The organism is Halosimplex rarum (assembly GCF_047715405.1).
GTDB lineage: Archaea > Halobacteriota > Halobacteria > Halobacteriales > Haloarculaceae > Halosimplex > Halosimplex rarum.
In genome coordinates, this window is record NZ_CP180412.1 from 555335 (window position 1) to 567010 (window position 11676).

The 11676-nt window shown below is 68.8% G+C and carries 11 protein-coding genes; 4 read left to right on the forward strand and 7 right to left on the reverse strand.

Annotated elements, in window-relative coordinates:
• The first annotated feature begins 141 nt into the window (after positions 1-141).
• Both ACMGFH_RS02645 and ACMGFH_RS02650 read left to right on the forward strand, forming a co-directional pair.
• Positions 142-1125, forward strand: a complete 984-nt coding sequence (locus ACMGFH_RS02645; RefSeq protein WP_415381221.1) for a Gfo/Idh/MocA family protein — start codon at positions 142-144, stop codon at positions 1123-1125.
• On the forward strand, positions 1122-2489 hold the full coding sequence (locus ACMGFH_RS02650; protein WP_415381222.1) for a nucleotide sugar dehydrogenase: 1368 nt from the start codon (positions 1122-1124) through the stop codon (positions 2487-2489). The genes ACMGFH_RS02645 and ACMGFH_RS02650 overlap by 4 nt, the downstream gene beginning before the upstream one ends.
• Here the strand turns inward: ACMGFH_RS02650 and ACMGFH_RS02655 are convergent.
• Positions 2486-2809 carry a HalOD1 output domain-containing protein gene (locus ACMGFH_RS02655; protein WP_415381223.1) on the reverse strand — a complete coding sequence of 108 codons (324 nt, stop codon included), beginning with the start codon at positions 2807-2809 and terminating at the stop codon, positions 2486-2488. The two genes, ACMGFH_RS02650 and ACMGFH_RS02655, sit on opposite strands and share 4 nt — an antisense overlap.
• Positions 2810-3606: 797 nt before the next feature.
• Between ACMGFH_RS02655 and ACMGFH_RS02660 the strand changes: the two genes are divergently transcribed.
• Positions 3607-4221, forward strand: coding sequence for a hypothetical protein (locus ACMGFH_RS02660; RefSeq protein ID WP_415381224.1), 615 nt, complete (start codon positions 3607-3609; stop codon positions 4219-4221).
• A gap of 333 nt (positions 4222-4554) precedes the next feature.
• On the opposite strand, the gene ACMGFH_RS02665 is transcribed toward ACMGFH_RS02660, so the two are convergent.
• Positions 4555-4749, reverse strand: a complete 195-nt coding sequence (locus tag ACMGFH_RS02665) for a hypothetical protein (protein ID WP_415381225.1) — start codon at positions 4747-4749, stop codon at positions 4555-4557.
• Between the two features lie 158 nt (positions 4750-4907).
• Entirely contained in the window at positions 4908-6107 is a 1200-nt protein-coding gene (locus ACMGFH_RS02670; protein WP_415381226.1) for an alpha-D-ribose 1-methylphosphonate 5-triphosphate diphosphatase, read from the reverse strand.
• A gap of 859 nt (positions 6108-6966) precedes the next feature.
• Between ACMGFH_RS02670 and rdfA the strand changes: the two genes are divergently transcribed.
• Entirely contained in the window at positions 6967-7599 is a 633-nt protein-coding gene (gene rdfA, locus ACMGFH_RS02675; protein WP_415381227.1) for a rod-determining factor RdfA, read from the forward strand.
• A gap of 157 nt (positions 7600-7756) precedes the next feature.
• Here the strand turns inward: rdfA and ACMGFH_RS02680 are convergent, their stop codons facing one another.
• The 4 genes from ACMGFH_RS02680 to ACMGFH_RS02695 all read right to left on the reverse strand — a co-directional run bounded on the left by ACMGFH_RS02680 (position 7757) and on the right by ACMGFH_RS02695 (position 11672).
• Positions 7757-8026: a hypothetical protein gene (locus ACMGFH_RS02680; protein ID WP_415381228.1), complete on the reverse strand. Its 270-nt coding sequence runs from the start codon at positions 8024-8026 to the stop codon at positions 7757-7759.
• A 594-nt stretch (positions 8027-8620) separates the two neighbouring features.
• A complete protein-coding gene (locus ACMGFH_RS02685) occupies positions 8621-8941 on the reverse strand; it encodes a cupin domain-containing protein (RefSeq protein WP_415381229.1) in 321 nt (106 codons plus the stop codon).
• A gap of 80 nt (positions 8942-9021) precedes the next feature.
• Positions 9022-10836, reverse strand: coding sequence for an LEA type 2 family protein (locus ACMGFH_RS02690; protein ID WP_415381230.1), 1815 nt, complete (start codon positions 10834-10836; stop codon positions 9022-9024).
• Between the two features lie 98 nt (positions 10837-10934).
• The gene (locus ACMGFH_RS02695; protein WP_415381231.1) at positions 10935-11672 is read right to left on the reverse strand and encodes a fumarylacetoacetate hydrolase family protein; all 738 of its coding nucleotides are present in this window, start codon (positions 11670-11672) and stop codon (positions 10935-10937) included.
• Positions 11673-11676 lie beyond the last annotated feature (4 nt).

The window sequence follows — 11676 nt, forward strand, 5'->3', positions numbered from 1 at the left end:
AGCAGATACGCCGCGGACACAGATCCCAGCATCGTCGCGATACGGGCCTGTGCGCACGATCAACTCCCGTTCCCCCTCCAGCGAACGGTCGCCTCGCCGTCCGCCGTCGGTCGGACGCGGCCCGGCGGGAGGACCCGGACGATGACCGAGCGCGTTCGGGCCGGCGTCGTCGGCGTCGGGAGCATGGGGCGCCACCACGCCCGCGTGTACAGTGAACTCCCGTCCGTCGAACTCGTCGGCGTCACCGACGTCGACCCCGACAGCGCGCGCTCCGTGGCCGCCGAGTTCGACACCCGAGCGGTCGACCGCGAGGACCTCCTCGCGCGAGCCGACGCCGTCTCCGTGGCCGTGCCGACGCGGTTCCACGAGGAGGTGGCCCGCGAGGCGATCGAAGCGGGGACACACGTCCTCGTGGAGAAGCCCTTCGTCGACGACCCGGAGGTCGGCCGTTCGCTCCTGGCCGAGGCCCGCGAGCGCGATCTGGCGGTTCAGGTCGGCCACATCGAGCGGTACAACCCGGCCATCCTCGCGCTCCAGGACGTGATCGTCGAAGTCGACCCGATCGCCTTCGCGGCCCGCCGGCAGGGGCCGCCCGTCGACCGCGACAGCGTCGACAGCGTCGTCTTCGACCTCATGATCCACGACATCGACGTGGTCTGCTCGCTCGCCGGCGAACCGGTCTCGGACGTGTCCGCGGCCGGCGCCGCCGACGGCGACCACGTCGTCGCCCAGCTGGAGTTCGAGAGCGGCCACGTGGCATCGCTGACCGCCAGTCGCGTCACCCAACAGCGGATCCGCGACCTCGCAGTCACCGCCGAGGACTGCCACGTCGACGTCGACTACATGGACCAATCCGTCCAGATCCACCGTCACTCGCTCCCCGAGTACGTGGCGACCGACGGCGACGTCCGGTACCGCCACGAGAGCGTCATCGAACGCCCGACCGTCGAGACGGGCGAACCGCTGAAAAACGAGCTCTCGTCGTTCGCCGAGGCGGTCCAGGACGGCAGCGAGCCCCGGACCACCGGCGAGGACGGGATCCGCGCCGTCGAGATCGCCGCCTGGATCGAGTCCGAAGTCGAGGCGAGCGCCGAGACCGTGCCGCCGGAGGTCCCGAACCTATGAGCGGCCAGCGGTCCGAACCGGCCCGGCTGTACGGCTCCGACGCGAGCGAGCCGACGCAGCGACGCGCCTTCACCGGGGGGGCCGTCCCAGTCGCCGTCTACGGCCTGGGCAAGATGGGTCTCCCGCTGGCCGCCGTCTACGCGGACGTCTGCGGCAACGTGACCGGCGTCGACATCGACGCCGACGTGGCCCGGGCGGTCGACGCCGGTCGGTGTCCGGTCGAGGGCGAACCCGGCCTCCCCGAGGCGATCGAACGACTCGCCGGCGACGGCTCGCTCACGGCGACGACTGACGCGACCGGCGCCGCCGACGCGGGCATCCACGTGATCATCGTCCCGACGCTTATCGAGGACGACCAGCCGGACCTCTCGGCGCTCGAAGCGGCGGTCCGCTCGGTGGGCGCGGGCCTCGACGAGGGCGACGTCGTCGTCGTCGAGTCGACTGTCCCGCCACGGACCTGCCGCGACCGGGTCCGTCCGTGGCTCGAAGCCGAGAGCGGGCTCGAACTCGGCGAGTTCGGCCTGGCCTTCTGCCCGGAGCGGACGATGAGCGGCCGGGCGCTGGAGGACATCCGCGGCTCGCACCCGAAGGTCGTCGGCGGCGCCGACGCCGAGAGCACGCGCGTCGCCGAGCTGATCTACGGCGAGATCACCGACGCGGAAGTGATCCCCGTCGCCGACTGCACCACCGCGGAGTGCGTGAAGGTGTTCGAGGGGCTCTACCGCGACGTCAACATCGCGCTGGCGAACGAACTCGCGACGCTCGCGGGCGAGTTCGGCGTCGACGTCAACGAGGCCATCGACGTCGCGAACACCCAGCCGTTCTGCGACATCCACACTCCGGGGCCGGGAGTCGGAGGCCACTGCATTCCGTACTACCCCTACTTCGTCATCTCGGAGTTCGAGGGCGAGACGCCGCTGCTCCAGACCGCCCGGCACGTCAACGAGTACATGCCGGAGTTCACCGTGGAGTCGGCCGCCGAGGGGCTCGCCGACCGTGGTCGGGACCTCTCGGAGAGCACCGTCGCGGTGTTCGGACTCACCTACCGGCCGGGGGTCGACGAGACGCGGGCGTCACCGGGCGTCGACGTCGCCGAGGAACTGGCCGACCGCGCCGAGACCGTCTACGCGGTCGACCCGATCTGCACGACTGCGCCGCCGGAGGGCGTCGAACGCGTCTCGCTGGAGGGGATCGGTGCGCGGGAGCTCGACCTCGCGGTGATTACGACTGATCACGACGAATTCGAGGCGATCCCCTGGTCGGCGTTCGAGGACCTGGTCGTCTTCGACGGGCGCCGTATGCTCGACGGCGAGGACACGCCGCACCCGGTGACCCGTCTCGCCGACGGATCGGCGGAGAACTAGCGGGGATCGACGCGACGGACGAGGATGTCGCCGTCGGAGTGGACAGTTATCTCGTGCGCGTCGAAGTCGAAGACGACCCTGCCGGCGACGCTGCCCTCGCCGTCAGTGAACAACCGGTCGAGCGCGTCCGGGTCGACCACGTCGTACAGCGGCTGCTCGATGTCTATGGGCGCGACGCCCTTCGCTTCGGCCAGCGACTCGATGACCGCCACGCTCAGATCCGTCTCCGGCGAGCGGTCGTCGGCCGACGAGTAGACGACTTCCGTCCCGCCGCTGCCCACAGCGCCTGCGCCGCCGTCCTCCGTCGTTCGTTCCGCCATCGTCACACCCCCGGCGTCGATATAGCGAGGCAACTACAAACCATTCCAGTACAGATACACGGACTCGACCGACGTAGTATGAATCTTCGGGTTCTCCGCGATCGCTCGGTCGTGCTCGTCGCAGCCTCCCTCCCCGTCGGCGGCGCCCGAGACAGGCTCCCGCCGCCCGTCGGGCGTCTCGGCTGGGTCCGGGAGCGGGCGACTGACCGTCGCCGGCCCGCGCGCTCCTGACGTAACGAGCCATCATTCATTTGAGAGTTGATCGGCCGTGCGGCGGGGGCCCGGGTAAGAACGGGTTGCCTCTCTCCGGCGCGCGCGCCGGGATCGGTGGCGCCCGATCGCTGACGCGACTGATTCAAGTCCGCCGACGCGTCCGATGGCCCGGCGAATCGCCGCTGTCGCGGAGAATGGCCTCCATTATACGCAGGAATCATGATATTACTCGATGATACACGGTGACAACCGGTCCTTACTTCCTCGCGCACGGGGGTTGTCGACGGTAATGAGTCCGTTATACTCTCGCGGACGATTGTTCAATCAAGAAAGATTAAGTAGCTATGCTCCCCAACAAGCAATCGGCGCAACAAACTCTGTGGAGGGGTCTCCAGCGCCGGGGGTACGGACACATGAAGGCAGACAATTCCCACGAATCGACCGCGAATCGAACGCCAACTACCCTCGAGAGGGGGACCGTCACCATCGGGCGGGCGAGGTATGAGTAATTCCTCGGTCGCCACAGTGATACTCCGGATCGCGAGCGCGTCTCGCGGTCGTCAGCACCGGGAGGTGTGGAGCTGATGTCTTCGGCATCACAGCACGCGAGCGAACAGGACGTCGTGCCCGAAGAGACGGAGGCCGACGCGGATCAAGCGGCCCCTACCGACGCAGCGGAGGGGGCCGAGGAGGAGCAGAGCTCGCAGCTCCCCCTCGACCACGTCTTCGAGATCCTCAAAAACGAGCGACGCCGGACGGTGCTGCACTACCTGCGCGAACACGGCGGAACCGTGTCCCTCGGCGAACTCGCCGAGCACGTCGCCGCCGTCGAGAACGGAACGACCGTCGCACAGGTGACGTCCAACGAGCGAAAGTGCGTGTACGTCGGCCTGTACCAGTGCCATCTGCCGAAGATGGACGACATGGACATCGTCGAGTTCAACCAGAACCGAGGTCGGATCTCGCTGGGCCCCAACGCGGCGCAGCTGTTCGAATACCTCGAGGAATCCGACGACGTCGACCGACCGTGGCCGCTGTACTACGGATCGCTGACAGCCGCCGGCGCCGTACTGCTCGTCGCGAGCCAGCTCGGCGCCGCCGCGGTCGGACTGACCGCGACCGTCGTGTCGACCGTCGTCCTGGTCGGACTCGTCGGCATCGCGTCCGCCCAGACGCTCGACCAGCGGTCCGCCGACTGACGGCGGTTCCGGTCACCACCGATTTTTCTTCCGGTCTCCGGGTATCTGCACCTCTCGCGACCGCCGGACAGCGACGGGTCAGACCCGGGAGTTCCGACAGTCGGATCGACGCTTGCACCGCGGATCCACACGGATCCCGGGCTCCAACGCGCGGATACGGGTCCGGACTCCGAACGCAGACCGGGTTTCGACGCGCACCCGCGATTCGCGGCGGGCACTGTTCGCTCACTCCGTTGCCGTTCGGCGAAAAACTGGCCGGGTCGACCGCGGATCTGTGCGTCCGGTCGCGCGGTGAGTGGAAAAAGGGGCCGCTCGTTCTCGGGGGAGCCGCCGTCAGCGGACGGCGTCGAGTTCGACGAACGCCGGTTCGGTCGCGGAGATCCAGGTCGCCATCCGCTTGTGGTCGTCGACGCCCGCCGGGTAGATCGTGCACTCGTCGGGGGCGTCCTCGTACCGCTCGACGACCGCTCTGAGTTTCCACGCCGCCTCCTGCCTGCCGCGTCCCTGACCTTTCGGTTCCGTCGACATGGACTACCGTACCCCCCAGACGGCCATTGTAATTGATCCGCTACAGCGTTCGTAAAGAGCGTATATCTCGATATGCCGGGAGAAACCCGGGTGAAACTGACGAAACTGTCTCCTGGCAGCGAGTAACGCAACGACCGGGGAGTCGAGATCGAAACCCATCAGTTGCCTCGCGATTCCGCGCCGCCGTGGCAGTGGTACACGTCGCGCCCGGCGACGAACGCGCGGGTCACCGTGGGGACCGGGTCGGGGTCGACGACCACGAGGTCGGCGCGGGCGCCGGGGACCAGTTCGCCGCGGTCGTCCAGGCCGGCGACGCGCGCCGGTTCGCTCGTCACCCGTGACACCCGCCGTTCGAGCGGTTCGCCGGTGTCGACGAACACCGACGCCAGCAGCGCCTCCGGCCGGTAGTCCGAACAGAGGACGTCGACGACGCCCTCCTCGATGGCCTCGCGCGCGTCGAGGTTGCCCCAGAGACTCCCTCCGCGGACGAGGTTCGGGGCGCCCATCGCCGTCGCGGCGCCGCGCTCGGTCGCGCGCCGAGCGGCCGACAGCGACACGGGGTACTCACAGAGGTCGACGCCGCGGTCGACCGCGTCGTCGACGGCCGCCGGGTCGGCGTCGTCGTGGGACGCGAGCGTGACGTCGGACTGCGCGAGCGGCCCGGTCAACTCCGCGCGTCGCTCGCGCAGCGTGGCCTGTGCGATCCCGCGGCGGTCCCGCCCGGCCCGCGCGGCTTCGTCGGCGACGGCGCCGCGCCCGTCGGTGTAGCGCTGCGCGAACGCGTCCTCGTCGTCGAACTGGCCGCGCCCGGGGACGTGAGCCATCAGCGAGACCACGTCGACGACCGGCCGGTCGGCGAGGTCGGCGACGCAGTCGACGGAGGCGGCGTCAGTGAGCTCACAGCGGGCGTGGACGCGGTGGTCCGCCCCGAGGCCCGCGCCGTCGGCCACCGCCTCCAGGACTTCGGTCGCGCCCTCGATCGTCCTGTTTTTCTCCGGTGAGTCCTCGAAGGCGATCGCGTCGAACTTGGTGGTGACGCCGGCCGCGAGCGTCAGTCGATCCGCCGTCGTCAGCGCCGCGGTGGGGTCGACCCGTTCGCCCGAGCGCGGACAGAGGTACCGCTCGACGTCGTCGCCGTGCAGGTCCACGAGGCCCGGCAGGACGTACTCGCCGCTGGCGTCGATCCGCCGTGCCGCCCCGTCGCCGCTGCTCGGGGGCTCCTCGCGGTTCGCCGCGGGGTCGACGTCGACGATGCGGTCGCCCTCGATCACGACGCGTCCGCCCTCGCAGGTCTGGTGTGGGGTGACGACGGTGCCGCCGTCGACGACGACGCGTTCTCGGTCGATCCGTTCGGTCATTGCCGAGTACTGAAGGGATCGACCGCGATAGTTATGGATTGGCTAAGGTCGGTCGGTTCGCGGCCCGTCGCCGCCGGCCGACGGGAGAGCGGCGGCTGCGACCGGCCGGTACGCGCGTACTCGGACGAACCAGTCGCCGTCGGTTTCGTCGCAAAGAATGAACGGGGTAGCAGGACGGTGGACCGGGCCGGGCGAACCCGGTCCGGATAGCCAGCGTCGGTGCGGCCGAACGGCATCGGACTGGACTGGGCGTCTCCCCCCAACCCCCCGATAGACACGTGGCCGTCCCCCGACTTCGTTATACCCCGCATACGGCCCGTGTCAGGCCGTCTCTACGACAGCGATGGACCGGACGGACCCGCGTTTCACGACCGCCACAGGGCGATATCCCGATTTCCGGTAAACCGGGCTGGTCGTGCGTCGGGGTGCCGGCGGCGACGGAGAAGCGGTCGACTGTCGGGCCCTAGCCGGCGTTTACTCCCCTGGTCCGGGCGTGAACGATTGCACCCGTTTAACCGTTCGACCCCCCATCGTTTCGTTGCCGTCGACCCATCGACCGGCACCACCTGACACGCCCGAACCCCTGTGCATCGCCGGCGAGGCTCCCGTTCCCGCCGGCTTCCCAGCCCACCGGTCGGCCGCTCCTTCGGTGTGCGCTCCTGCCCGGGGCGTCGCACGGGAAGACGGCACCGTCTACCAGCGGTCCGCGGCTGCCCGTCGGCCCACCCGCCCGTGACCCACCGGGCCGACGGGTTCCGGAATTTCTGCCGTCGTCGCGCGACCAGCGGCGGCCGCGTCCGCGCTCCGACCACCAGTCCCACCGACAGGTGTAAGTCCGTCCCGGAACTGTCCGTGTCCCATGGGATCGGACGATTCCGTGGAGACGCGGAGCAAGGTCGCCCGGGTCATCGCGGCGTACGACCTCGACGGGATGGGCGACCGGCTGGTCGAGCGGTGGACGGAAGTCGACGGCGAGCGGACGAGCCTCCGCGACCTCGCGGACGAGTTCAATCGGGAGCTGTTGCGGACTGCGATGCGCGAAGCGGACCGGAACCCTATGGAGCGCGTGGTCGAGCAGACCCACGAGTCGCTGACCGCGAGCGACGTGAGCGAGGGGCGGAAAGCCGAAGTGCGGAACCGGCTGTCCCGCGACGGCATCGACGTCGACGGCCTCCTGGAGGACTTCGTCTCCCACCAGTCGATGCACACCTACCTCACGTCCGTGCGCGACGCCGCGGCGCCGTCGACCGACTCCGACCCCGTGGAGACGGACGTCGGAACGATCCAGCGGCTGCTGGGTCGGACGGCGACGGTCGCGGAAGACACGCTCGAACGCCACCGCGACGCCGAGCGAGTGGTCCTCGACGACTTCGACGTCTTCCTGGACCTGCGGGTGCTGTGTCACCGCTGCGGGGCCGACCGCGACGTGGTCACGTTACTCGAAGACGGGGGCTGCGCGTGCGACCGACCGGTCGACGCGCAGCCCGAGTGATCGAACTGCGCCGCAGCGAACGGGGATTACGGGAACCGAGGCGGCGGGCTCGGATCCTCGGGGTCGGAATCGTCGTCGGCCGTCACGTCCGCTGGTCGCTCGGTCGAACCGTTTCCGCTCTCCTCGGAAATCGCGGAGAACGGGGGCCTCGTGTCGGTCACGCGATCCTCCGTTCGCCGACCGGGTCCGCGTCGGCTTCGAGTCGAACGACTTCGTTCGTGCTGTGGTCGACGGCGCGTCGGTCGATCGTGAGTGTCGAGCGGTGCGCCTCGTCGCCGGTCGGGTCGACTCGGTCGGACTCGACGCGCTCCGGATCGAGCAGGACGCGCGCTCGCTCGCCGTCGACCCGGACGATCGTGCCGACGGCCGTCCCGCCCGTCGTGACCACGCGCTTCCCTCTGTCGGTACCCTGAAAGTTCCGTTGCATACTGGGACTCCGATCCGCCTGTCCGCGCGCCCACGGACGGGGATTCGTGTCACAGTACCCGAGTTCGATACGTAAAGGCGAACACTCGTCCCACGGGTGCCGGCCGTTCCGACCGTTGCAACCGTCTCTCCGACCGGTAAGGTGCGCTTTCTACGCACCTCCCGGCGTCGCATTACCCGTGACCCCCGATCCGAGCACAGGCTCGCCAGTCGCCGCTCTCGAAAAATGATACCTGTGGAATCCAAACCCGTTTTTGACAGAACTGTGGTAGTAACCGACTCGATGTCGTCAGACAGACAGAATACGCGCAAATGGCCCTTTTCGAGCCGTTTCTATCGCGTTCTATCCACCGAGTCCGCGGAGCCGTCGCAATGGCATCCACCCCTCGGATAGACCGTCATACGACTGTATTCCGGAGTTCTCTGCGTTTCGGCTATCGAGACACTGCACTAATTATTCTTCGATAGATAGTTTCGGTCGATGGGACGATGGGTGATCGGGTCCCGTTCGCCGTCGCGGCGAAACCACTCTACCGAGCCAGCTCGGTGGGGTCGCGACTCGATGAGAACTGACCGTTCGATCGGCAGGGGGGGATCAGGGCGCGCCCGCGAGGACGAAAGTGCTCTCTCCGTCTCCGTTCTCGATCTGTCGCCGCTCCTCGGGGGCGATCCGGAGCGCGTCGCCCTCGGACATCTCCACGTCTTCGCCGTCGACGGTGACGGTCGCCTCGCCCTCGACGAGGACGTAGACCTCCTCCTGACCGTCGTCGGCGTGGTCGTGCGGCTTCCCTTCCCACCCGGGTTCGCACTCCAGCAGGGAGACGCCGAGGTTCTCGCAGTCGAGTTCGTCGCGCAGGAAGTGGAGACCGCCGCCGACGGCGTCCACGTCCTCGTAGTTCGCCTTGGTCGGGGACATCCCGTGGACGTACGTGGACCGGCCTGAAGTTACTGTTGGCGGGAGCCGCGCCGAATCCGGCGGACGAACCGACAGGGCCGTCAGTCGTCGCCGAGCAGGTCGGTCGTCACCGTGGTGTTCCGGCTCAGCGAGTCCAGTCTGACGGTCTCGGTCCCCGCCCGCGTCTCCACGGTTGCGGTGACGGTCACGGTCATGTTCGAGGTCTCGCCGCGACGGACGTGGCCGACCCACCACTCGTCCATCTTCCGGTTGTCGAGGGCCATCGTGAAGCCGACCGCTTCGGTCTCGCCCGGGTCGACGGTGTGGCTGCCGGGCGCGGTCCGGTTCGCGAGCACGACGTCGTTCAGCGCGACGCGGTAGCGAATCTCCGTCACCCGTACCGGTTCGGGCTGCTCGTTCTCCAGCGTCGCGTTCACCTCGATCGGTGCCGTCTCTGGCGTCGCCTCGCCCCACTGGACGGACTCCGAGCGGACTACCAGCGCGTCGCGTCCATCGACGGTCACCGTCTCGGCGTCGTCACCCATTCCGGCCAGCAGATCGGTCTCGAACTCGCTCCGCCGGTCGATCACCGGCACGTCGAACTGGCTGAACCCGAGGTCGGCGCGGACCGCTGGCATCGTCGTCACGGTCGAGGTCTCCCCGCGATTGAGGTGGCGGGCCCACCACGCCGGCACCTTCGAGTTGTTCATCGTGGAGGTCAGTTCGAACGCGGACCGGCCGGCGGTGAGCCCGTCGGTCCGCTGGCGGCCGGTCGCGACGAGGATGCCGTTGACCGCCGTGTGCTGGGCGGCGCGTATCGAGAGCAGCTCGTTGACGGCCGCGTCGTCGTTGGTGTTGTTCAGCGCGACGGTCGTCAGGATCTCCGTGGTCTCGTCGTCGACGGCGCCCCACTCCCGGCTCGTCTCGCCGATCTGGGGGCGCTCGAACTCGATGTCGCGCTCGGGCGCGTCGCGGGCCGACACCGAGGTCGAGCCGCCGCCGAGGACGTCCGTCTCCAGGTCGAGCAAGCGCTCGTAGATGCGGATGGGGACGCGCTCGTACTCGCCGTCGCGCTCGACGAGGCCGTAGAGTTCGACCGAGAGCGTGCTCCGCTCGCTGTCGTTGACATGGTTGGCCCACCAGTCGGCCATCCGAGCGGAGTCCAGCGCCATCCGCACATCGAGCGTGCCGGTCTCGCCGGGCTCGACGCTCACGCCCGAGAGCTGTCTGTCCTCGGCGAGCGTGACGTTGTTCATCTGAACGGCGTAGGCGACGCCGTCGAGCGCGACCGGATAGTCGTGGACGTTCTCGACCTGCGACGTGACGGACAGCGGCGTCACCGACTCGTTCGCCTCGCCCCACTCGGCCCGCTGTTCGCCGATAGCCAGGAACGGTTCGCCGCGGAACTCGACCGTCCGCTCGCCCTCCGTTGCGAAGCCGCCCAGGAGATCCGTCTCTATCGACGAGCGCTGGGCGGGCACGTCACGGGCGAACCCCGGCCCGGACACCGTAGCGTCGACCCGGAGCGTCGACTCCTCGCCGCCGTTGACGTGTGTGACCCACCACTGGGCGATCTTCGCGTTCGACATCTGCGTCGACAAACCCAACCGGCTCGTCCCGGGTCCGAACCCGACACCGGACTTCCCACCGCGCGCGAGCACGACGTCGTTCAGCCGCGCGGTGTAGGCGACGTCGACGACGCCGGGCACGCCGACCGGGTTCGGATTCGTCACCGTGGCGGTCGTCCGGATCTCGGTCGTCTCCGCGGTCACCGCGCCCCAGTCGCTCTCGATTCCGTCGACCGTCGGCTTCGCGAGGACGCCCGTCCCGGCGAGCGCCGCGATACCGACCGCGAGGACGAGGAAGACGCCGAGGGAGACCGCGGCGATTCGACGGAGACGGGCCCGTGAGATCATCGTCCGATGCAACTCCCCCACGGACAAAAGGGTTTAGCTCCGAGTCTCGAAATCGATAGGCCGCGAACGGATCGCGTAGCGGTGGTGACCAGCGACGCTCAGGCGTCCGGGATGGTCACGTCGTGTTCGAGCGTGCCGACGCCCTCGATCTCGATCTCGACGGTGTCGCCGTCCGAGAGCGGGCCGACGCCCGCGGGCGTCCCCGTGATGATCACGTCGCCGGCTTCGAGCGTCATGTAGGTCGTGATCTCCTCGATCAGTTCCGGGACGGAGAAGATGAACTCCTCGCGCGAGGAGGACTGCTTCGTCTCGCCGTTGACGCGGAGTTCGACGCTGGCGTCCTCGGGGACCTCGTCGGGCGACGCGACGACCGGGCCCATCGGCGCGGCGCCGTCGAAGGCCTTCCCGCGGATCCAGTTCTGCTCGACGCGCTGGTCGTCGCGGTTCGAGAGGTCGTCGACGCAGGTGAACCCGCGGACGACGTCCATCGCCTCGTCGGCGTCGACGTCCTTGCACTGGCGGTCGATGACGACGCCGAGTTCGGCCTCCCACTCCAGTTTCTCCTTGCCCGCGGGCAGTTCCACGGTCGAGCCGTGGCTGGACACCGCGTTCGGCGGCTTCAGGAACAGGAGCGGGCGGTCGGGGATCTCCATCCCCTCCTCCTCGGCGTGGTCGGCGTAGTTGAGGCCCACGCAGACGATCTTCGTCGGCTCGGTGGGTGAGAGAATGTCCACTTCGTCGGCGTCGTAGGTGCTGTCGCCGAAGGTGACTGTGCCGTCGTCGTAGGTGCCGGTGCGCTCGGCGCCGGCCGGGTCGCGGAATCGAACCTGTCGCATACGT

Excerpts from the sequence above, each read along its gene's own strand:
- ACMGFH_RS02645 (WP_415381221.1), top strand. The coding sequence starts at position 142 with ATGACCGAGCGCGTTCGGGCCGGCGTCGTCGGCGTCGGGAGCATGGGG.
- ACMGFH_RS02650 (WP_415381222.1), top strand. The coding sequence starts at position 1,122 with ATGAGCGGCCAGCGGTCCGAACCGGCCCGGCTGTACGGCTCCGACGCG.
- ACMGFH_RS02655 (WP_415381223.1), bottom strand. The coding sequence starts at position 2,809 with ATGGCGGAACGAACGACGGAGGACGGCGGCGCAGGCGCTGTGGGCAGC.
- ACMGFH_RS02660 (WP_415381224.1), top strand. The coding sequence starts at position 3,607 with ATGTCTTCGGCATCACAGCACGCGAGCGAACAGGACGTCGTGCCCGAA.
- ACMGFH_RS02665 (WP_415381225.1), bottom strand. The coding sequence starts at position 4,749 with ATGTCGACGGAACCGAAAGGTCAGGGACGCGGCAGGCAGGAGGCGGCG.
- ACMGFH_RS02670 (WP_415381226.1), bottom strand. The coding sequence starts at position 6,107 with ATGACCGAACGGATCGACCGAGAACGCGTCGTCGTCGACGGCGGCACC.
- rdfA (WP_415381227.1), top strand. The coding sequence starts at position 6,967 with ATGGGATCGGACGATTCCGTGGAGACGCGGAGCAAGGTCGCCCGGGTC.
- ACMGFH_RS02680 (WP_415381228.1), bottom strand. The coding sequence starts at position 8,026 with ATGCAACGGAACTTTCAGGGTACCGACAGAGGGAAGCGCGTGGTCACG.
- ACMGFH_RS02685 (WP_415381229.1), bottom strand. The coding sequence starts at position 8,941 with ATGTCCCCGACCAAGGCGAACTACGAGGACGTGGACGCCGTCGGCGGC.
- ACMGFH_RS02690 (WP_415381230.1), bottom strand. The coding sequence starts at position 10,836 with ATGATCTCACGGGCCCGTCTCCGTCGAATCGCCGCGGTCTCCCTCGGC.
- ACMGFH_RS02695 (WP_415381231.1), bottom strand. The coding sequence starts at position 11,672 with ATGCGACAGGTTCGATTCCGCGACCCGGCCGGCGCCGAGCGCACCGGC.